Origin of the sequence: Paenibacillus sp. FSL M7-0896 (assembly GCF_037975415.1) — a bacterium.
GTDB lineage: Bacteria > Bacillota > Bacilli > Paenibacillales > Paenibacillaceae > Paenibacillus_AQ > Paenibacillus_AQ silagei.
The window spans coordinates 7,445,618-7,465,412 of the sequence record NZ_CP150250.1; the positions used below are offsets into that span (position 1 = coordinate 7,445,618).

The 19,795-nt window shown below is 51.4% G+C and carries 21 protein-coding genes, 1 tRNA gene and 2 riboswitches; of the genes, 12 read left to right on the forward strand and 10 right to left on the reverse strand.

The genetic code is table 11. The features are described from left to right. Nucleotides 1-18: 18 nt before the first annotated feature. The 8 genes from MKY12_RS32400 (at nt 19) to MKY12_RS32435 (ending at nt 6,511) form a co-directional block, all read left to right on the forward strand. Entirely contained in the window at nt 19-1,413 is a 1,395-nt protein-coding gene (locus tag MKY12_RS32400; protein ID WP_339312207.1) for a D-alanyl-D-alanine carboxypeptidase family protein, read from the forward strand. A 120-nt stretch (nt 1,414-1,533) separates the two neighbouring features. Further along, nucleotides 1,534-2,415 (forward strand): pyridoxal 5'-phosphate synthase lyase subunit PdxS, encoded by an 882-nt coding sequence (gene pdxS / locus MKY12_RS32405; RefSeq protein WP_036724406.1) that lies wholly within the window; start codon nt 1,534-1,536, stop codon nt 2,413-2,415. A gap of 18 nt (nt 2,416-2,433) precedes the next feature. Continuing rightward, the gene (gene pdxT / locus MKY12_RS32410) at nt 2,434-3,018 is read left to right on the forward strand and encodes a pyridoxal 5'-phosphate synthase glutaminase subunit PdxT (protein ID WP_036724408.1); all 585 of its coding nucleotides are present in this window, start codon (nt 2,434-2,436) and stop codon (nt 3,016-3,018) included. A 90-nt stretch (nt 3,019-3,108) separates the two neighbouring features. Then, complete coding sequence (gene serS, locus MKY12_RS32415; protein ID WP_209879529.1) at nt 3,109-4,398, forward strand: serine--tRNA ligase; 1,290 nt, start codon at nt 3,109-3,111, stop codon at nt 4,396-4,398. Between the two features lie 65 nt (nt 4,399-4,463). Continuing rightward, nucleotides 4,464-4,552, forward strand: a tRNA-Ser gene (locus MKY12_RS32420). A gap of 253 nt (nt 4,553-4,805) precedes the next feature. After that, a complete protein-coding gene (locus MKY12_RS32425) occupies nt 4,806-5,147 on the forward strand; it encodes a hypothetical protein (protein ID WP_036724411.1) in 342 nt (113 codons plus the stop codon). Between the two features lie 12 nt (nt 5,148-5,159). Continuing rightward, nucleotides 5,160-5,312: a small acid-soluble spore protein P gene (locus MKY12_RS32430; protein ID WP_036698929.1), complete on the forward strand. Its 153-nt coding sequence runs from the start codon at nt 5,160-5,162 to the stop codon at nt 5,310-5,312. Nucleotides 5,313-5,416: 104 nt separating this feature from the next. Then, on the forward strand, nt 5,417-6,511 hold the full coding sequence (locus MKY12_RS32435; protein WP_339252720.1) for a DUF6612 family protein: 1,095 nt from the start codon (nt 5,417-5,419) through the stop codon (nt 6,509-6,511). A gap of 74 nt (nt 6,512-6,585) precedes the next feature. Here the strand turns inward: MKY12_RS32435 and MKY12_RS32440 are convergent, their stop codons facing one another. Together MKY12_RS32440 and tadA are read right to left on the reverse strand one after the other, a co-directional pair. Beyond that, on the reverse strand, nt 6,586-7,161 hold the full coding sequence (locus tag MKY12_RS32440; RefSeq protein ID WP_339252722.1) for a GNAT family protein: 576 nt from the start codon (nt 7,159-7,161) through the stop codon (nt 6,586-6,588). A gap of 44 nt (nt 7,162-7,205) precedes the next feature. Further along, on the reverse strand, nt 7,206-7,709 hold the full coding sequence (gene tadA, locus MKY12_RS32445) for a tRNA adenosine(34) deaminase TadA (protein WP_268748444.1): 504 nt from the start codon (nt 7,707-7,709) through the stop codon (nt 7,206-7,208). A gap of 363 nt (nt 7,710-8,072) precedes the next feature. On the opposite strand from tadA, the gene MKY12_RS32450 reads away from it, so the two are divergent. After that, nucleotides 8,073-10,346, forward strand: coding sequence for an ATP-binding protein (locus MKY12_RS32450; RefSeq protein WP_245368690.1), 2,274 nt, complete (start codon nt 8,073-8,075; stop codon nt 10,344-10,346). Then, entirely contained in the window at nt 10,333-11,034 is a 702-nt protein-coding gene (locus tag MKY12_RS32455) for a pseudouridine synthase (protein WP_339252725.1), read from the forward strand. The genes MKY12_RS32450 and MKY12_RS32455 overlap by 14 nt, the downstream gene beginning before the upstream one ends. Nucleotides 11,035-11,121: 87 nt before the next feature. Here MKY12_RS32455 and motB read toward each other — a convergent pair whose 3' ends face one another. After that, nucleotides 11,122-11,943, reverse strand: coding sequence for a flagellar motor protein MotB (gene motB, locus MKY12_RS32460; protein WP_339252727.1), 822 nt, complete (start codon nt 11,941-11,943; stop codon nt 11,122-11,124). Next, the gene (gene motA / locus MKY12_RS32465) at nt 11,927-12,727 is read right to left on the reverse strand and encodes a flagellar motor stator protein MotA (protein ID WP_036724422.1); all 801 of its coding nucleotides are present in this window, start codon (nt 12,725-12,727) and stop codon (nt 11,927-11,929) included. Before motA ends, motB begins: the two co-directional genes overlap by 17 nt. Nucleotides 12,728-12,930: 203 nt before the next feature. Here motA and MKY12_RS32470 point away from each other — a divergent pair, with 203 nt between their 5' ends. Together MKY12_RS32470 and MKY12_RS32475 are read left to right on the forward strand one after the other, a co-directional pair. Continuing rightward, nucleotides 12,931-13,224 carry a hypothetical protein gene (locus tag MKY12_RS32470; RefSeq protein ID WP_339252729.1) on the forward strand — a complete coding sequence of 98 codons (294 nt, stop codon included), beginning with the start codon at nt 12,931-12,933 and terminating at the stop codon, nt 13,222-13,224. A 211-nt stretch (nt 13,225-13,435) separates the two neighbouring features. Next, nucleotides 13,436-13,711: a 4a-hydroxytetrahydrobiopterin dehydratase gene (locus tag MKY12_RS32475; protein ID WP_036724424.1), complete on the forward strand. Its 276-nt coding sequence runs from the start codon at nt 13,436-13,438 to the stop codon at nt 13,709-13,711. Nucleotides 13,712-13,842: 131 nt separating this feature from the next. On the opposite strand, the gene MKY12_RS32480 is transcribed toward MKY12_RS32475, so the two are convergent. The 6 genes from MKY12_RS32480 to MKY12_RS32505 form a co-directional block, all read right to left on the reverse strand. Next, nucleotides 13,843-14,199 (reverse strand): cytochrome c, encoded by a 357-nt coding sequence (locus MKY12_RS32480; protein ID WP_036724468.1) that lies wholly within the window; start codon nt 14,197-14,199, stop codon nt 13,843-13,845. Nucleotides 14,200-14,326: 127 nt separating this feature from the next. Next, nucleotides 14,327-14,812, reverse strand: a complete 486-nt coding sequence (locus MKY12_RS32485; protein ID WP_339252732.1) for a GNAT family N-acetyltransferase — start codon at nt 14,810-14,812, stop codon at nt 14,327-14,329. Nucleotides 14,813-15,058: 246 nt separating this feature from the next. Beyond that, on the reverse strand, nt 15,059-15,550 hold the full coding sequence (locus tag MKY12_RS32490; protein ID WP_339312208.1) for a C40 family peptidase: 492 nt from the start codon (nt 15,548-15,550) through the stop codon (nt 15,059-15,061). Between the two features lie 4 nt (nt 15,551-15,554). Then, a riboswitch (cyclic di-AMP (ydaO/yuaA leader) is annotated at nt 15,555-15,697 on the reverse strand. Nucleotides 15,698-16,085: 388 nt separating this feature from the next. Next, the gene (locus MKY12_RS32495) at nt 16,086-16,514 is read right to left on the reverse strand and encodes a C40 family peptidase (protein ID WP_051477954.1); all 429 of its coding nucleotides are present in this window, start codon (nt 16,512-16,514) and stop codon (nt 16,086-16,088) included. Between the two features lie 57 nt (nt 16,515-16,571). After that, nucleotides 16,572-16,710: riboswitch (cyclic di-AMP (ydaO/yuaA leader) on the reverse strand. A gap of 211 nt (nt 16,711-16,921) precedes the next feature. Next, on the reverse strand, nt 16,922-17,755 hold the full coding sequence (locus MKY12_RS32500) for a hypothetical protein (RefSeq protein ID WP_339252734.1): 834 nt from the start codon (nt 17,753-17,755) through the stop codon (nt 16,922-16,924). 9 nt (nt 17,756-17,764) lie between these two features. Further along, the gene (locus MKY12_RS32505; protein ID WP_339252736.1) at nt 17,765-19,780 is read right to left on the reverse strand and encodes a M1 family aminopeptidase; all 2,016 of its coding nucleotides are present in this window, start codon (nt 19,778-19,780) and stop codon (nt 17,765-17,767) included. Nucleotides 19,781-19,795 lie beyond the last annotated feature (15 nt).

Sequence of the window (19,795 nt, forward strand, 5' to 3'; positions counted from 1 at the left end):
TTAAAGGAGAGTTAATCATTGAAGGCCAAGAGAAAACTAAGCAGTAAGCAAATTGTGATTAAGACAGCGACAGTAGGTCTGCTTTTAAATATGTTGGCATTTCCTGCGGCTTCTGCAATGGCGGAGGCAGTAAATAAACCGGCTACAACCGAGGCGGGAACCAAAGCGGCGGCTACCCCTGCCAAGACAGCAGTAGCCAAAATCCCAACCGTGGAGTCTCTCGGACTGAAGCTGAAATCGGCAGTATTGATTGAGCCTACAACGGGTGAGGTTCTGCTCTCGCTTAATGCGGATCAGCCTATGCCTCCGGCGAGTATGACGAAGATGATGACAGAATACCTTGTAACTGAAGCGGTGAATAGCGGCAAGATTTCCTGGGATCAAAAGGTCATTATACAGGAGAATGCGTCCAAGCAGATCGGGTCTCGGATTTTTCTGGCTGCGGGCGATGAACATACGGTTAAAGAACTCTACATAGCGATGGCGGTAGGCTCTGCCAATGATGCTACAGTTGCTTTGGCTGAACTGGTAGCTGGCTCGGAGCAGCAGTTTGTGACCCAGATGAATGAGACCGCACAGAAGATGGGCATGAAGACGGCTTATTTCATTAATTCCACCGGTCTGGACCGGAAGGACATGCCTGCTAAATACCGGCCTGAAGAGGACCGTGAGACGGTAATGTCTGCGATGGATGCAGCGATTCTGGCCAAATATATTGTCACCGATCATCCGGAGTTTACAGATTTTACGACAATTCAATCGTATAAATTCCGCGAGCGTGATTCGAAGCCGATGATTAACTACAACTGGATGCTGGAAGCCAACAAGAATATCCCCAATTTCAAGGCATACGCTTATCCGGGCCTGGACGGACTGAAGACAGGACATACCACTAACGCCGGTAACTGCTTCACGGGTACTGCGGTGCGTGACGGCATGCGTCTAATCAGCGTAGTTATGGGAGCGGACTCTGAGGCCCACCGTTTCACCGAAACGAAGAAGGTGCTGGATTTTGGCTTCAATAATTTCGAGATTAAGCAGGTAGTTGCGCCTAAGGCCGTGATTGACGGCACTGAGACTGTGCCTGTGCTGAAGGGCAAGAATAAAGAGGTATCCGTAGTAACGGATGCTGGTGTAACATTCATGGTCCCTAAGGGTACTGTATCGCCGCAGATCAAGACCACTGTGGTCACGAATGATCCGGCTACGCTGGTCGCACCAATTGCCGGAGCCAGCAAGGTAGGTAAGGTCACGTACTCCTATAAAATTGAAGGAATGAATCAGACGCAAGAGAAGACGGTGAACCTGATTACTGCCGAGGAAGCGGAGAAGGCGGGCTGGTTCAAGCTGCTGCTGAGAGCCATCGGTGATTTTTTCGGTGATCTGTTCAAAGGAATTAAAAATCTGTTCTAACCTTAACAGGTGCATAGGTACTAGCTTCACGACAAAATCCCAGTAAATAGGTTGTATATATTACAGCCTTGCGGTAAAATAACATGTTAGATTAGGTTAGATCTAACGGGAGGCGTAGATATGGAAACAGGAACTTCGCGAGTCAAAAGAGGCATGGCAGAAATGCAAAAAGGCGGCGTCATTATGGACGTCATGAATGCAGAACAGGCGAAAATTGCTGAGGCCGCGGGCGCAGTTGCTGTTATGGCCCTGGAGCGTGTACCTTCCGATATCCGCGCAGCGGGTGGTGTCGCACGTATGGCTGATCCTACTATTGTAGAAGAGGTTATCAAGGTAGTGAGTATCCCTGTAATGGCCAAAGCGCGGATCGGTCACTATGTGGAAGCCAAGGTTCTCGAATCTCTGGGTGTAGACTATCTCGATGAGAGTGAAGTGCTAACTCCTGCCGATGAAGTGTTCCATATCAACAAACGCGAATTCACGGTTCCTTTTGTATGCGGAGCCAAGGATCTTGGAGAAGCACTGCGCCGGATTAGCGAAGGGGCCTCCATGATCCGCACCAAGGGTGAGCCGGGAACCGGCAACATCGTGGAAGCTGTCCGCCATATGCGCCATATCAACAGCCAGATCCGCAAGGTGACCGGCCTCTCGCTTGATGAGCTATATCATGAAGCTAAGACGCTGGGTGTTCCGTATGAGCTGCTGCTGGAGGTTCACGAGCTGGGCAAGCTGCCTGTCGTTAATTTCGCTGCCGGTGGTGTAGCTACGCCTGCCGATGCCGCGCTCATGATGCATCTGGGTGCTGATGGGGTGTTTGTCGGCTCCGGGATTTTCAAATCGGACAATCCTGAGAAGTTCGCCCGTGCCATCGTCGAAGCGACAACCCACTTCACGGACTACAAGCTGATTGCTGAAGTATCCAAGAATCTGGGCGCTCCGATGAAGGGGATTGATATCGCCACGTTGTCCCCGGCTGAACGCATGTCGGAACGCGGCCGATAATAGAGAGAAGGCTTCCGGATGAGAATTGGAGTGTTAGCGCTTCAAGGCGCTGTTACAGAGCATATTGTCAGTATTGAGAAGACCGGCGCGCAGGGCCTGCCTATTAAGCGTGTAGAGGAGTTAGACGGGGTAGATGGTCTGATTATTCCCGGCGGTGAGAGTACGACGATTGGCAAATTGATGCGCAAATATGGCTTTATTGAGGCTGTTCGTGAGTTCGCGGGTCAAGGGAAGCCTATTTTCGGCACATGCGCCGGTATGATCGTGCTGGCGAAGCGGATTGCCGGAGACGAGGCCGGTCATCTGGAGCTGATGGATATTACCGTGGCCAGGAATGCCTTTGGCCGCCAGCGGGAAAGCTTTGAATGTGATCTCGAGGTTAAGGGGATTGCTGAGCCTGTGCGGGCGGTATTTATCCGCGCTCCGCTTATTGAAGAGGTGGGTCCTGATGTTGAGGTGCTTACGCTCTATAAGGATGAGATTGTAACCGCGCGCCAGGGCAATCTGCTGGCCTGCTCGTTTCACCCGGAATTGACTGATGATTACAGGCTGCATCAATATTTTGCCGACATGGTAGAGGACCGTATTGCAGCCAATCTATAGAACCGCATATAAGGACACTTTGACTCTTTCAAAGCTGCAAACAAAACAGCATTTTGAAAGAGTTTGGGCTGTTTTCAGGAGGGAAACTTTGTGTTAGATGTTAAAGTATTGCGCAGCGATTATGCAAGAGTAGAAGAGGCACTGAATAAAAGAGGAAAGTCGCTGGATTTGATTGCCGGCTTCCCGGCGCTGGATCAGCGCCGCCGTGAGCTGCTTCAGGAGACAGAAGGGCTCAAGAACCGCCGGAACACTGTATCCGGAGACGTAGCCAAGAAGAAGAAGAACAAGGAACCGGCTGATGATCTGATCGCAGAAATGCGTACGGTATCTGACCGGATTAAGGAATTAGATGATGAGGTGCGTGAGCTTGAGGTCAAAATTGACGAGCTGACGATGAGCATCCCGAATATTCCGCATGAATCGGTGCCGGTAGGTACCTCCGAGGCAGACAATGTCGAAGTGCGCCGCTGGTCAGAGCCTACAGAGCTTGGTTTCACTCCGAAATCTCACTGGGAGCTGGCGCAGCAGCTGGATATCATTGATTTTGAGGCAGCGGCGAAGGTTACGGGTTCCCGGTTTGTCTTCTATAAAGGACTGGGTGCCAGATTGGAACGTGCCCTGATCAATTTCATGATGGACCTGCACAGCGGGGAACATAACTATGAAGAGATGCTGCCGCCTTATATTGTTAATAAGGACAGCCTCTATGGAACGGGACAGCTGCCGAAATTCGAAGAGGATCTGTTCAAGCTGCGGGATACAGAGTATTATCTGATTCCTACGGCGGAAGTGCCTGTGACGAACTATTACCGTGAAGAGATTATGACAGCTGGCGATCTGCCGAAGTATCATGTGGCCTATAGCTCTTGCTTCCGCTCGGAAGCCGGTTCTGCCGGACGCGATACCCGTGGTCTAATCCGCCAGCATCAGTTCAACAAGGTGGAGCTGGTGAAGCTGGCCAGCCCGGAGAGCTCCTATGAGGAGCTGGAGAAGATGACAGCCGATGCTGAGCGCGTCCTGCAGCTTCTGGGACTGCCCTACCGCGTCCTGCTGCTCTGTACGGCAGATATGGGCTTCACCTCTGCCAAGACGTATGACCTTGAGGTGTGGCTGCCTGAGAGCGGCATGTACCGCGAGATCTCCTCATGCTCCAATACCGAGGACTTCCAGGCGCGCCGGGCCAATATCCGTTACCGCAAGGAGCCGAAGGCGAAGCCTGAATTCGTGCATACGCTGAATGGCTCTGCCCTGGCTGTAGGGCGTACGGTAGCAGCTATTCTGGAGAATTACCAGCAGGAGGACGGAAGTGTGCTGATTCCGGAATGCCTGCAGCCGTATATGCGTAATGTGAAATCCATTTCTGCAAAAACAGCTCAATAATAATAGTTGCATATTATTTGCGGGGCGTGGTATAATTCCTAATGCATGTGAAATTTCAGTGCATTGGAGAGGTACCGAAGCGGTCATAACGGGGCGGTCTTGAAAACCGTTAGGGTGCAAGCCCACATGGGTTCGAATCCCATCCTCTCCGCCATTCCTTTACATCTAAATAAGTGCAGATAGAAGCCGTTCTCTCAGGAGGACGGTTTTTTTGTTTGAAATATAAGAATTTATATTTTTCACGCTATAAATTATCCTTCTATTTCTCGCCAAAACGGTACCGTCCTTTAAAAGGACGGCAATGCCGTTTCCACTTGCCAAGGCCTCTTTTTCACAGAAGCGGTTCCAACGGGAATAAAAAGCCGTCTTTCTCCGCAATGTATTAGAGAAGGAGGCTGATAATAAAGATGGACCGACAATTGCAAGTAGATCAGCAGAGTCTGGTGTCTGCCTGGCAGGAGCGGCTGCCGGAACTGATGGAGAGTGGGGACAGCTTCAGTGTGCAGGGAGATGCGGCGAACCAGAATAGTCTGCTCATCCATTTCAATGCAGCGGGCCGGCAGGGGTATTCTCTGGATTTCCGCTGCACCTATGTGGATAGCCGCGAGGTTGCTGTAGATTTGCTTGACGCCGAACAGGCCGGGGTACACGCGGATGAGCAGCTGGATGCTGTTCAGCTTTTGGCGCAGCAGTATACGAGACAGATTCATGAGTGCGCACAGGCCCTTCAGGGCTTAACTAATCCATAGGAGGTAATCGAAGTGAGCAAACCCAAGAGCATGCCTGTACCCGGCGTACAGCAGGACAACCAGGGGCCACGCAAGGAGCATCATTCTTCAGGCCCAGCGCCGTTATCCGGATCTAAAAAGGTGAAGCAGGCCAACCATGTGGACCATAATAATCCCCAGGGTTAAACACACTTTACAATGAAATTGAAGAGAAATGTTTCTCATAATTGCCAAATGGTTTATCATTAGGGAGGGGAAAGAATTTTTTTACATGGGAGAGGAGAAAAATAATGAACAAAAAGTGGGGGTTATCCGCTGCCGCGTTACTGTTAACTGCTGCAGTAATTCTGCCGGGATGTGCAAAGAAAGAGGAGCCGAAGGAGGCTCTGACTTCAGCTGCGGCCAAAGCTTCAGCTATGACATCTTACGAAATGAAGAGTAAGGTGGTCATTAACGATCTGACGATAGACACCGGTACTAATGAGGCTGACGCTTCGACGGGTCAGATTCTAAGCATGCTTAAGAATGCAGAGCTTACGATTGATGGAGTCTATCAGGCTGAGCCGATGCAGACAGAGCTTACAACGGTTCTGAATCTGAAGGGGGATATGGCTATGTCCTTCACGGTTCCGATGGTTATGTCCGGACAGAAGCTTTACGTCAAAGTGCCTTCGATTCCGTTCCTGCCGATTCCTGAGACGATTGTCAATAAATTCGTAGAGGTGGATCTGAAGAAGCTGGCCGAAGAGCAGGGAACAGAATTCAATCCTGCGCAGATGGATGCACAGAAAGTGCAGAAGCTGTCGAATGAAGTGATGAATACGCTGCTGGGCGAGTATGATGAAGCGAAATACTTCAACAATATCAAACCTAAGGATGCCGGCCTGCCTGAAGGCGTAGATGCCAAGCAGGTGGTTCAGTTCCAGGTAACCAATGATAATGTCAAAGAGGCGCTTACGATCCTCGTGAACAACGCATTGCCTAAGATCATGGATATTCTGAGTAAGGATGAATATAAAGATCTGCTGCAGGTTGACTCCGCTGATCTGGCCAAAGCCAAGGAAGAGCTGCAATCCAGCGAAGCACGTGCCGAGTTTGATAAGAGCCTGGCTGATCTGAATAAATATCTTACCATTAATCAGTTCCACCTGAACACTGCGGTTAATAAAGATGACTATCCGGTATACCAGGATATGCTCATGGACATCAAGGTTAATGATCCTGACAAGGGTGAGAACGTTACCTTATCTATGAATGCAAGCAACCAATACAGTAAGATCAATGAGAAGCAGACCTTCAAGATCGGCATTCCGCAAGGCGATGATGTCATCACTCTGGAAGAGCTGCAGCAGCAATTCGGAGGCATGGGTACGGGTACTTATTAATACCATAGTTCCGCACGCCAAAAATCCGTATGAGCATATTGCGCTCATACGGGTTTTTGTGTGGACATATGAAGTTAAGGGGATTCCTGTCCCTCTGGCAGGAATTCCTCAGCCAGAATGGCGTAGGTGCGGTGATCCTGCCATTCGCCGTTGATCCGGATGAAGCGGCGCGCGAGTCCTTCGGCCTGGAAGCCGTTCTTCTCCAACACTCTGCGTGAACCGGTATTATGGGGCAGGATGGCAGCCTGTACCCGGTGAAGCCCCAGAGAGCGGAAGGCATACCCGAGGATCAGGTGTACGGCGGCACTGGTATAGCCTTGCCCCTGCTGCTCATGATCGATCAGATAGCCGATATCGCAGAATTGACCGACTCCCCGCACTACATTGGAGATCGTAATCTGGCCGATCAGCTCGCCGCTGAGCAGATAAATCCCGAACATATACGCGCTGTCCTGCTGCGCATCCAGGATACGCTGGTTAATCAGCTGCCGCTGGCTCTCCAGGGTGAAGTAGTCTTCACTGCGCAGGGGCTCAAATTGCTGGTGTGTGGTTCGGTTACGCAGACGGAGGCTAAGCAGCTCTTCGGCATCCGTAAGCTCCAGCAGCGAGAGATAGATCCCCTGTGCATTGTTATACAGCTTGTACGACATCTGGCATTCTCCTTATGAGCATAATATAAGTGTTAATGGGCGTTCTAGAGCTTCGCAGGCCGCTTCCGCAGCTTGCGGAAGAAGGAGGTCAGCAGCTCCGCGCATTCCTCCTGCAGCACGCCCTGGATGACCTCTGTACGGTGATTAAAGCGAGATTCCTCCAGCAGGTTCATCAAGGTCCCTGCACAGCCGGCTTTGGGGTCTGGAGTGCCATACACGGTGAGCGGCACCCTGGACTGCACCATCGCTCCTGCACACATAGGACAAGGCTCCAGGGTAACATAGAGCTGGCAATCGAGCAAACGCCAGGAGCCCAGGGCTGTACTGGCTTCCCGGATCGCTACCATCTCCGCATGGGCAGTGGAGTCAAGCGTCGTCTCACGCAGATTATATCCGCGGCCTATAATTTGGCCTTCGTGGACGACCACGGCACCAATCGGCACTTCGCCCAAGGCCTCGGCCTTGCGGGCTTCTCCTATCGCTTCTGTCATCCAATGTTCATGAATGGCCCGCTCCTCCGCCGGCAGTTCTTCAAGCCTGGTATTCAAATGCATCTTCCCTTCTTCTATGCCCATTGTACAACGAACAAATATTCGTTCTTAACAAATTGTGGACAACTCTGTGGATAACGGCCGACTTATGCACAAAATTGTGCACATCGCGATTTGGCAAAATGTTTATATGTGCATAACCTGTGGATGGTTTCTTACCTATTGTAGTGAAACTGCCCCGATAATTCAATATCTGCCAGCACCCGGCTGTGGGGAAAGGCCTTTTCAAATGGGAGGGCAAAAGGTATGATTATGTTGAATGCCCGCTAGGATTTACCAGCGGATAAGAGGTGAACAATACGCTTGTCCATAAAAACGAAATTATCAGCGATTATATTTGGCTCGGTGCTCTTAATCTTGATGCTTAATCTTTCGCTCAATCTTTATGCTGCCCGGAATAATCTGCGTAATGAGAGTGTAAGCAACATGAAGATCACTGCGAAGCAGGTTGCAGTATCGGTGGAGCAGAGCGGCTACAGCTCGAATTACGTGCAGGATAAAATTGCCCAGAACCTGCGCTTGACCGCCATTCTGGCGTCCTATGAGCTGGACCCGGATATCAGGAATATTACCAATCAACAATTGAAGGCGCTATCCACCAAGCTGGGGGTGTCGAATATCTCTCTGCTGGTGAAGACTGCGGATGATATTATCGTAGCCAAATCTTCAGATCCTGCAGAGATTGGACTTTCGACCAGAGGCATGGGTTTTTGGTATGTGGCTTTTCTGGAGCTGTTTGCAGGCCAGCGGGTATCTGTCGATCAGGGGCAATCCCTGGAGAATTTCTGGTCCGGGCCGTTTGAATATTCAACCTCCAATCCGGAGTATATTGATAAATGGGGTTATTATTATGACGGGGCACGCAATTATATCATAGATCCGTTCGTCCGGAGCACAGCGGTAAGCGATTATGTCAAAATTATGAGTCCCGATGAGATCATCCAGGAATCCAAAGCTGTAAATCCCGGAATTCTGGAGATTACGGGAATCAATCCGAAGACCTTCGGGGCCTCAAGCATGCTGCCTGATGGTACAGATCCCAAGAACACGAAGCTGCGGAACCGCCCTATTCAGTACGGAACCTATTCCTACGGCAATATTGCAGAGGACAAGGCGGCAATCCGTGAAGCATTGAACAAGGGCGAGCCGGTAACGCTGGATACGAAGGCATTGGGTAAAAGAGTGCTCAAAAGCTTCATTCCGATTGAGCGGCCGGGAGCGGCGGATTATGTGATCAGTGTAGTCATGGACTACCAGGCGATCTCCTCAGTCATCCGCGAGCAGCTGTTCAATAATATCACCACCTCGGTACTGCTGCTTATTATCTTTCTCTTGGCGAGTTATGTCCTGGCCGGTGTTGTTACACGCCCGATTCAGGATATACTGGCTAAGGTCAATGATGTGGCCAAGGGCAAGTTCGAGCCCCCGCTTAATGTATCCAGCCGCGATGAGCTTGGACAGCTGGCCCAGCGCATCAATGCGATGACCTCACATCTGCTGCAGCACACGAACCGGCTGGGGCAGACACTGGAGGAGAACCGTGCGGTTAAGGAGCATCTGGAGTCGGTCATTAACGGCACTTCGGATGCCATCCACACGGTGGATATGGAAGGGCGGATCATCAGTACGAACAGAGCGTTCGAGGATCTCTATGGATGGGGCGCTGCGGATGCTCTGGTCAAGCCCCCTTACCTGGTTCCTGCCACTGTGCAGCAGCAGGAGAGTATACGATTGCAGCAGCTTAAGGACGGGGCATCTCTGCCGCCTGTGGAGACCGTCAGGCTGAAGCGTGACGGTTCCCTGGTAGAGGTCAGCGTCAGCAGCTCGGTTATCCGGGATGAAGAGGGCCAGCCGCAGTCGGTTGTCCATGTATCTCGTGACATGACCGAGCGCAACCGGATCGAGGAGCTGCTCAGACGCTCGGAGAAGCTGACTACAGTCGGCCAGCTTGCCGCAGGCGTTGCCCATGAGATCCGTAATCCCTTGACCACCCTGCGGGGCTTCCTGCAGCTTCAGCAGGAGAAGAAGGTTCTCGTTCCGCTGCATATTGATCTGATGCTCTCGGAGCTGGACCGGATCAATATGATTGTCAGTGAGTTCCTGATTCTGGCGAAGCCGCAGGCTGTTCATTTCCAGCAAAGGGATCTGCGGCATATTGTTGGCGATGTCATCTCCCTGCTGGACAGTCAGGCCCACCTGTTCGGCATTGAATTCACCACACATTTCTCGGGAGTACCCGCCATGGTGCACTGTGAGGAGAATCAGCTGAAGCAGGTATTTATCAATGTAATCAAAAATGCGATCGAAGCGATGCCGGACGGGGGAACGATTACCGTGGAGCAGCAGGAGCAGGATGATTCAGTGGTTGTTGTGATCACGGATGAGGGCGGAGGCGTCCCTGAGGATATGCTGCCCAAGCTGGGAGAGCCGTTCTTTACGAACAAAGAGTCCGGAACCGGTCTCGGCTTGATGGTCAGCCAGCGGATCATTCAGGCCCATAAGGGCAGCCTGGAGATTAGAAGCGAGTATGGCCGGGGGGCACAGGTAATTATCAAGCTGCCTGAAGCGAAGGAGCCAGTACCTCCGGCCGTTATGAATATAGAACGGAGTGAAGACGAACATGAGAATCAATAAATTCATCAGTGAGACAGGCTATTGTTCACGCCGTGAAGCAGACAAGCTGGTCGAGGGAGGGCGGGTCACCATCAACGGGGAGCCCGCTATGCTGGGCAGCCAAGCCGAGGCCGGAGATATTGTCCTGATTGACGGCCAGCCGCTTCAGACGGGCAGCAGGATCGTGTATATCGCGCTTCATAAGCCGGTTGGCATTACCTCTACTACAGAAGCGCATATTCAAGGCAATATTGTCGATTTCATAGGGCATGAGGAGCGGATTTTCCCGATCGGGCGGCTCGATAAGGATTCAGAGGGATTGATTCTGCTGACCAATGACGGTGACATTGTTAACAAAATTTTACGCGCAGAAGGCAAGCATGAGAAGGAGTATGTGGTCACTGTAGATCGACCCGTCACGCCTTCTTTTCTGACCGGTATGTCCACCGGCGTGAGAATTCTGGGCAGTAAGACACTTCCCTGTGAAATTACGCGTATTAGTGAGCGGGTATTCCGTATCGTGCTGACTGAGGGCAAGAACCGGCAAATCCGCCGCATGTGCAGCGCCTTCGGTTATGAAGTCCGGCGGCTGCAGCGCATCCGGGTAATGAATATCCGCCTTGGCGCACTGAAGACCGGAGAATGGCGGGAGCTGTCCCAGGAAGAGAAGCAAGAGCTGGGGGCTATGCTGAACTATCAGCTGCAATAAGATTATAATGCCCATACCTATAATAAGAGCTGCTCCGATAGACCCTGGTAGGGCCGTTCGAAGCAGCTCTTATTTGTTTCCTTACTATCAGGGAGCTGTTACATTAGAGACATCCGTTGTCTCCGCAGCAGCGTCCTTATATTTACGCAGGATGGATACTTCTACCCGGCGGTTCTTGGCCCGCCCGGCAGCCGTAGCATTGCTAGCGATGGGATGATATTCGCCAGAGCCGGTCGGGCTGAACTTCGTCGGGTCCAGGTTGGGATTCAGCAGCAGAATCTTCATGAACTCAAGGGCACGATCTACACTAAGATCCCAGTTCGAGGAGTACGTGCTGTTGGAGATCGGAACATTATCGGTATGCCCCTGCACCAATACTTCATAATCAGGGAATTGCTGCAGCATCGTTGAGATCGACTTGGCCAACTGGCGGGATTCATCTTTCACTACAGCCTGTCCCGAAGCGAAGAGGGCATTGTCGCTAATCGTGATCATCAGCTGGGACTGATTCAGCTTGGTGCTAAGCAAGTCAGTCATTCCGTTGTTCTTGATGTACTGGTCGAACTGCTTCTTCAGCTTCTCCAGATCCTCCTGCTCCTTGGCACGGAGCTTGGACAGATCGGAGGTGCCGGTGTTCTTGGAGATCACGCTGTTCATTTTATCCTGCTTGCCCTGGTCCAGCTGGGTGCTGGTCGGAGAATCCGACCGGTACTCCAGGACGCCGCCGCCGCCGCTGAGCGCTGAATTGAAGGCTTCAGCCATTTGCTGGAACTTCACGGCGTCCGTAGCGCTCATGGCGTACATAACAAGGAACAGAGCAACCAGCAAGGTCATCAGGTCGGAATAGGGAAGCAGCCAGGATTCATCGGCATGCTCTTCATGTTCCTCATGCCTAGTCTTTTTGCTCACTGGAAGCCCCCTCCTTCTCGCTCAGCTTGGCACGCTCGGACGGAGTCAGGAAGACGGACAGCTTCTGGTTAATAGCTATGGTAGACACCCCGGACTGGATGGAGAGCAGACCCTCCACCATCATCAGGCGGACTTCAATCTCGCGTTTGGATATCCGCTTCAGCTTGTTGGCCATAGGGTGCCACATGACATAACCGGTGAATATCCCGAGCAGGGTTGCAATGAAGGCACCGGCAATCGCGTGGGCCAGGACGTCCATATTACTCATATCACCCAAGGCGGCAATCAGCCCGATAACAGCCCCGAGTACCCCTAGTGTAGGGGCATACATCCCGGCTTGGGAGAAGATCAAGGCTCCGGCTTTATGTCTGTCTTCAGTGGCATGAATATCTTCCATTAATACATCACGGACGAACTCCTGATCATTGCCGTCAATAATCATCCGCATGCCGTTTCGGAGGAAGTTATCTTCAATTTCATCGACATTGGACTCCAGAGCCAGCAGCCCTTCGCGGCGGGTAATGGATGCCCATTCCATGAACATGGTAATCAGTTCGGGCTTGCCGACCATCTTTTTCTTCGTAAACAGGATCTTCAACAGCTTAGGGAAATTCTTGACTTCCGACATCGGAAAGGCCATGAAGATGGAGGCAGCCGTGCCAAGAAAAATAATGACATAGGCAGCGGGGTTGTTCAAGCTTGCAAGTGGAGCATGCTTGAGTATCATCCCCCAGATTACTGCGATCAGACCAAACACCAGGCCTAGAATTGTTGAGATTTCCATTTATGCACCTCGTCCATGAGAATTAAGAAGTGATCGACTAACCGCGTAATTCGTCCTTGAACCGCGGGAGAACACTCTGTTCGTAACCAAATCACGTATATTCTTCTTTATCGACATCATTCCCTTTTTTGTGAAGTGATTTTTTCGGCTATAATAGATAAGGTAGGTTATTATTCATCAGCGAAGAAAACGGAGTGATTGATGTGGGAGTTAAGCATGGCAGGGATTACGGTGAAATTCTGGTTGAACTGACAGGAGCCGTTGGACGGATTACAGACGGGTACATTTTTTTTGAAATGGAGCCTGAAGAGTGGACGAATCTGCCGGAGGAATCGAGGCAGGAGGTCTGGGAGGCGCTTGCGGAAGACCTGTTCTACGCGCTGGGCAACGAGCCGGTCATTCAGGTGGGCAGCGGAGTTGTGATGTACGATAAAGAAACACACCGCATTAATATTCTGCTGGGCGATGAGGATCTGGCTTCGGTCGTTCTTGTATAAAGCAGGGGGAAAATGCGGCAGCGGGTTTGTCCCGGGCATCCGGCCATGTTAAAATTGGAAGTGGAGTACTAATTGCCGGGATGTCAGAATACATTTAATCAAAAATCTTTGGCCTGGCACATCCCTTGGACTTTCAGAAGCTGAGGGATGTTTTATTTGAAGGAGAAGAGCAGGCTGAAGGAACCGTTAACTTAGCAAGGGAGGAAACGAATTGCAATTAACTGAGGAACAACTGCAGGAGCAGATCGGCAAGCTTGAGGGCTGGAAGCTGGAGAGGGATAGGCTGGTGCGCAAATATATGTTCAGTGAATATATGAAGGGAATTGCCTTTGTGGATGAGGTAGCGACAATTTCGGAGGCCTTTGACCATCACCCGCATATCACCATTGATTACAAGACGGTTGTTCTGCGGCTGGCTGCAGATGTGGAGAAGCTTGATCTCCGCCAGGCGCATGAATTTAATGAGGCATTCGAGAAGACCCGCTAGAGGACAAGGCCCCTATGGAGACAACAGGAATATCTAATTAATAGAAATGCCCGTGCAAGGATCGTTCGTTATCCTCGTCACGGGCATTATACATTTAAAATGAGGAGCATGGTGTGAGTACAGGTTGCGGATTATTTCTTCTCGGCCAGCCATAGGGCTACATTCGCAATCTCTTCAGGGGCCAGCCTGTCTTTGAAGGGAGGCATCTGTCCGCGGCCCTTGGTGACTATGCTGAAGATCTGAGCTGCGTCATGCGAAGCGCCTTCCTGCTGCAGGCTGGGTCCCGCCCCGCCCTGAAGCTGGTCTCCGTGGCAGGAGATACAATTGGCCTTCACTGTGGCTTCTGCGCCCGCAGCGTCCAGCACAACCTCCGGCATGGTCGGCTTGTTCTGCTCCGCCACCTCGGATTTACCGGGTAGGGTAAACATTAAGATTACTGCAAAGGCACAGGCGGCAAAAAACAAACCGCTCATGATCCATTTCTGCATCTGCATCCGTCCCTCCATGTAAGCTGCTGTCTCCATTATAGCGGATGGTGAAGCGTTATCATAGTATGTGTGTCAAAAAAATGAACACAAATGATCCATTTTTTGCAAAACTCTCTTGTCTCCGGTGCTATTCCTCATAGACCATGCAATAAAAAGGCTTATTACCGGTCGGAGTGCGGCGTTCATAGGTATCCGTTATGGTGAACCCGCATTTCTGGTAGGCGCGGATGGCGCGCTGGTTCCAGGTCAGCACCTCCAGGTCGATCTCACATTCCGGGTAACGCGACCGTGCTGCCTGCACAATAGCCTTCATGAACAGATGTCCCATTCCATGGCCGCACAGCTCGGGCCGCATTCCGACACCAAGCCGGACTACCCCCTCCATCGGAAAGAGCTGGGCGAAGCCGCACAGATCCCCCTCTCCATTCACAACCGATACATATTGCTCACTTCGCAGCTGCGGGTCTCCGAACTCCACGCCCAGCGCCTGCATCTGCTCCCAGGACACCCAGCCGTAAATATTATACGGCGGCTTGTAGCTCCACTCACAGATCTCAGCGGCATGCTGCGGCTCCATAGGCACCACGTAAAAGGTTAGCGGGGAGCTAATCATTGGGGGAGGCCTCCTTCCAAGGGACATAGATTCATTTCTTCTATTAATTATATACAAAAACAGCCAGTTTCGACGCAATTTCCTTACGGAAATGCAGAAACTTGACAAACGGCAAAATATATTTTCCGAAAGCGCAGAATCAGTGTTTTACAAATATAGAGAGGGGTAAGTAATTTTATAGACAAAAAAAGCCCTTCCCCAAGATTTCGGCAAAAATCTCGGAAAAGAGCGTTAGGTTACAAAGGATTATTGTACATCATCGTTGTCTTGGGAATCCGAAGCTACAGTCTTGTAGGCATCTGTACTCATGATTCGCTTGGCGCCAACGTAGCGGCTGACGTAATAGCTGTCACTCAGCGAACTGATGGTTACACCACGTGAGGAAGAGGCATGGGCGAATTCGCCGTCACCAACATAAATACCAACATGGGATATGCCCTTACCGCTTGTATTGAAGAATACAAGATCGCCCGGTCTCATCTCGTCACGGGACACGGCAGAGCCCATCTGATACTGGGAGCCGGATTGATGGGGCAGGTTAATGCCGATCTTATCAAAAACATACATTGTAAATCCGGAGCAATCAAACCCGTTAGTTGATGTACCGCCGGACACGTATTTGGTTCCGATGGCTTTGTCGATCACTTTATCCATTTTGGAATCCGCGAAAGCGCTTCCTGCTCCGATGGTGAAGATAATGGACAAGCTTAGTACTGCGGCTGCTAGCTTCTTCTTCAAAAGTAAATACCCCTTCCAATGCCTACGAGGTTAGCTTAAGGGTTCGGTTGAAGGTCCCCTATGACCCCTCTTAGAATAGGAGGTCAATTCACCCAAAGTGGTTCCCCCGTTTCCCTAATTCATTAGGGAACTCGGCACGACTGTTGATTAGGATTAGCGGTTCATTCAATACATGACAAAACCTTTGTTAAAATCGATTCAATAATTACAAAAATGTTACTAAAAACTCACTGCGATAATTGTAACAAAGACTAAGGCGCTTGGCAATCACTTATAACATATTAATGCATCTTTTTTGCTGTTTTTTAGAGTTATAGCCCTTTCCAAAGACTCATATCTATGCGCAGGGGTTAATTTATATGATTATTTCTTTGTTTTTGCAAGAAAATGCTGTTTCAAGGCTGCGAATTCAGTGTAAAAGGTAGAATAAGGAAAAGGAAAAACCCGGAAATGATTACGGCAATAATCATCCCGGGCTCGTATAAGTTACATTTAGTTGTTAGAGGCTGAAATATTCGGGGTATGCTTCAAGGGTTCAATCGTAAGCGACAGCTTGGTAGGCTGTTGTGCTCATTACTCGTTTGGCGCCAACGTAGCGGTTGGCCCAGTAGGACTGGCTCATCGAACTGATGGTTACACCACGTGAACTTGAGGACTGTGCGAACTTCCCGTTTCCAACATAAATACCGACATGGGACACTCCGTTACCCAGGGTGTTGAAGAACACGAGATCACCGGAACGCAGATTGCTCTTGGATACACTTGTTCCAACTTTGAACTGTGCTTTGGAGGTACGGGGCAAGGTAAGCCCGACATTCTTGAACACATACTTGGTAAATCCGGAACAGTCGAAGCCGCTGGTGGTTGTGCCCCCGGTTTTATACGACGTTCCAATGGTTTTTGAAATCACAGTATCCATCTTAGAATCTGCGAAGGCACTGCCCGCTCCGAGTGTGAATACCATCACAAGACCCAGCGCTGCTGCGGTGCATTTTTTCTTGAAATTCTGACTAATCAAAAGATGTACTCCTTCCAGGGCCTGCGAGGTTAGCTTAAGGATTCGGTAGAAGGTTCCCCTATGACCCCTCTAAAGCGAGATCAATTCACCCAAAATATGGTTCCCCCACTTCCCGGTGCAGGGAATTCGGCGTTTTATGCACCAGAACAGTGACTTATCGGTATTGCTTAAATTGCAAGAGTTACGGAATATTTTGCTTGAAAGATTACAACTTTGTTACTACTGGTACAGCCATCATTGTATCAGAGGATTTCCCCTTTTGCAAATGCTTTTGTCCTCCGTTCAAGCAAAAAAGAGTCCTGCTCCCTGATAAGGGGCTGTGACTCTCTTTAGTATGCCGCTTCAGCAGCTTATTATTGTGGAAATGATTTACTGGACCAAAGGTGGTACTGGGCAGCGATTCCCCACATATCGAACAGCGTGGAGGGCAGCGGAGCTGCCTGGCGGAGCATAAGGGCCGGCAATCCGGGATAGAACAGAGCAGAGGCGCTGCAGAGCAGAATTACGGCCAGGCTTCCCGCCCCCAGAACGATGGATATACCGATCGAAGGCAGCAGCATCTTCAGGCAGATCAGCAGTGAGGAGAACATGCCGGTACCGGCGGTATAGCCGAATTGCATATAGAGCAGAAGCTTGCGGACAAGGAAGAGATAGAGCAGCCAGCCCAGCACATAAGGCACCAGCTTCAGCAGAAGCTGGACATCGAGAACACCGCTGAGCAGATGACGGTACATACGCGGAAGCAGCCAAGAGAGCGGCAGGAGGGTTAGCGCCCATTCGATGAGGCTGAACACCAGCACCGGCAGCCCATATTTTCTCATTCCGGGAAAAAAGAACAGTCCCCGCGCTCCGTCGCGCTCCTGGTGAAGCTCGTGCAGCAGCCCTGCACGGATAAAGGGAGTCACCAGCAGCCTTAGCACTGTCAGCGCAAGCAGCAGCCACAGCCAGTGCTGGACGGCGGGGTCGGTGCGCAGCGCGGTCTGCCCCTCGATATAATACAGCAGCCTGCCTATTCCGCTGCCGCCGGCATTCGCATCCGGGTAGCGGAGCAGGACGGGGACAACCGCGCTTTTAATGAATTTGTACAGGAAATATCCCCAGAACAGCCGGTAGATAAATAGCAGAATCAATATATAGAATTGCTCTTTCATGCTGATCCAACCGCGGGCAATTGAACTTTTCACCATTCCTTCACCTCACCAGACAAGAGTTCCGAGCAGGGTTTCAAGCAGAGTTGATGCACTAAGCGTCCAGCGGGAGAGTGTACGCGGCTCAAGCTCCGCCATTCTGAAATTATTAAGATGCCTGCTCTCCAGCAGAATGGAATGCCCCGGATCGATCTCTGCGGAGACCAGCGGCGCTTTATACGCTAACTCAAAGGAAGTAGCCTTACCCTCGCCATTCCAGTATTGCTGCACCGTGTACCCGTCTGCGAAGGTGAATTTCACGGGAACATCGGGGTACAGGCTGCCCTTGTTGCTTACATCAACCACAGCGCTATAGCGGCTCCCCCCGCCGTCACTGTTGTCCCGTCTGACGGTGAGCCTGATATCGTCGACTGCGAAGTCGGGTGCCCCCCCGCTATAGACATACCGCTCAAAATACGTCTGCCAGGATTGCTTGGTCACTTTCTCCACAACCTTCTGGAAGTCGGCGGTGGACGGATGCTGGAAGCGGTATTTGCGGGCATAGGCGGCGAGGATGGCATCCATATTCTTGGTCCCGGCGATGCGTTCGATATCCTTCAGCACCAGCTTGCCCCGGATGTATACATTGCGAGTGTAGGCGTCATCACCGGTGTATTTCCAGGTCTCCAGCTTAAGCGGCTGTGAAGAGGAGACCAGGCTGGACTGCAGAGGGAGGCTTGAGACCACACCGTATTCCTGTTCCATCAGCCGGTCTTCGGCATAAGAGGTGAAGCTCTCATCCAGCCAGGCTTCTTCGAATTCATTGCTGGCCACCAGGCCGTAGAAATATTGGTGCCCGATCTCGTGGATGATCGTGCGTTCCAGGGAGGTGCCCGGTGAAGTGTCCGTGGCGCCGAAGGCGGTAATCAGGGTCGGATACTCCATTCCTCCGGCCCCGTTGCCGGACTCCGGCGGGACAACAATCGATAAGGTGGAGTAGGGATAAGGGCCGTACCACTTGCTGAATGCCATCAGTGCAGCCTCAGCCGCCTGGAAGTAACGCTCCTGGAGATGCTTATGCAGCGGGTCCAGATAGAGCTTAATCTTCACCCCGGGCACCTGCGGCGCGGAGAAGGCCTTCTCGGAAACCACGAAATCAGGCGATGCCGCCCAGGCGAAGTCGTGGACGTCATCTGCATAGAACTGATAGATCTTGCGCCCCTTCACCACCTTGGCGTCTCTCACCGGAAACCCGGTTGCGGCGACCTTATACTCGGGCGGGACAGAAATCGATACATTGTAAATTCCAAAATCACTGTAGAACTCGGAGTTGCCGTGGTATTGATGCAGGTTCCAGCCTTCTTCCTTGAGTCCTCTTCTGCCGGCAGGCTCATAGACGCTAAGCTTCGGAAACCACTGGCCGGCCATCACGAAGTCGTCAGCGGTTCCCATCCGGGCGAAAATTTTCGGCAGCTTGACCTCGAATTTAAGCCTTACCGTAACGCTCTCGCCGCCGTTCACCGGCTGTGGCAGATGGACCTTGAGCAGTGTTCTGTCATTGACATTGCCGTCGTCCGGCTGCACATATTGGGTGCGCTGCATCAGCGAAATGCCCTCGGAGGTCCGCAAATCTGTCAGGGTAATGCTCCCGTAACCCCCAGCAGGCATGGTGTCACCGCGAAGCGTGCCCCCGGACTCCTTCATGAAGGTGGTGCCGGCGGATGAGAATGCATTGGGATACAGATGAAAGTAGAGCTCCTGGACCGGCTTTGCGCCCGGATGGGTCCAGGTCAGCGTCTCGGAGGCGACCAGGGTCTCCTTATCAGGCAGGAGCTCCACATCCATGTGATATTCAACCACGCGCTGGCTTAAAGCCTCTGTCTCCGATGTGTAGATCGTATCTGAAAGATCGGACTGCACGGGCTGCTGCCGGGGGATAATGGCGGGGGACTTGGCCTCTTTTGGAACAGAGGCAGTCCATACGGCAGGGCTATGCCCTGACAGAAACCATATTCCGCCTCCAAGCAAGGTGAGGACAGCCAGGACTGCGAAGATGAGGGTATACCTTAATGAATGTGGCTTCATACTATGATTCCTCCC

What these genes read in the sequence shown, in the direction of transcription:
- pdxS (WP_036724406.1), top strand. Translation starts at nt 1,534, where the DNA reads ATGGAAACAGGAACTTCGCGAGTCAAAAGAGGCATGGCAGAAATGCAA.
- MKY12_RS32480 (WP_036724468.1), bottom strand. Translation starts at nt 14,199, where the DNA reads ATGCAGAAATGGATCATGAGCGGTTTGTTTTTTGCCGCCTGTGCCTTT.
- MKY12_RS32450 (WP_245368690.1), top strand. Translation starts at nt 8,073, where the DNA reads ATGCTTAATCTTTCGCTCAATCTTTATGCTGCCCGGAATAATCTGCGT.
- MKY12_RS32485 (WP_339252732.1), bottom strand. Translation starts at nt 14,812, where the DNA reads ATGATTAGCTCCCCGCTAACCTTTTACGTGGTGCCTATGGAGCCGCAG.
- MKY12_RS32455 (WP_339252725.1), top strand. Translation starts at nt 10,333, where the DNA reads ATGAGAATCAATAAATTCATCAGTGAGACAGGCTATTGTTCACGCCGT.
- MKY12_RS32435 (WP_339252720.1), top strand. Translation starts at nt 5,417, where the DNA reads ATGAACAAAAAGTGGGGGTTATCCGCTGCCGCGTTACTGTTAACTGCT.
- pdxT (WP_036724408.1), top strand. Translation starts at nt 2,434, where the DNA reads ATGAGAATTGGAGTGTTAGCGCTTCAAGGCGCTGTTACAGAGCATATT.
- MKY12_RS32500 (WP_339252734.1), bottom strand. Translation starts at nt 17,755, where the DNA reads ATGGTGAAAAGTTCAATTGCCCGCGGTTGGATCAGCATGAAAGAGCAA.
- motA (WP_036724422.1), bottom strand. Translation starts at nt 12,727, where the DNA reads ATGGAAATCTCAACAATTCTAGGCCTGGTGTTTGGTCTGATCGCAGTA.
- MKY12_RS32495 (WP_051477954.1), bottom strand. Translation starts at nt 16,514, where the DNA reads ATGGTATTCACACTCGGAGCGGGCAGTGCCTTCGCAGATTCTAAGATG.
- MKY12_RS32440 (WP_339252722.1), bottom strand. Translation starts at nt 7,161, where the DNA reads ATGTCGTACAAGCTGTATAACAATGCACAGGGGATCTATCTCTCGCTG.
- MKY12_RS32505 (WP_339252736.1), bottom strand. Translation starts at nt 19,780, where the DNA reads ATGAAGCCACATTCATTAAGGTATACCCTCATCTTCGCAGTCCTGGCT.
- MKY12_RS32425 (WP_036724411.1), top strand. Translation starts at nt 4,806, where the DNA reads ATGGACCGACAATTGCAAGTAGATCAGCAGAGTCTGGTGTCTGCCTGG.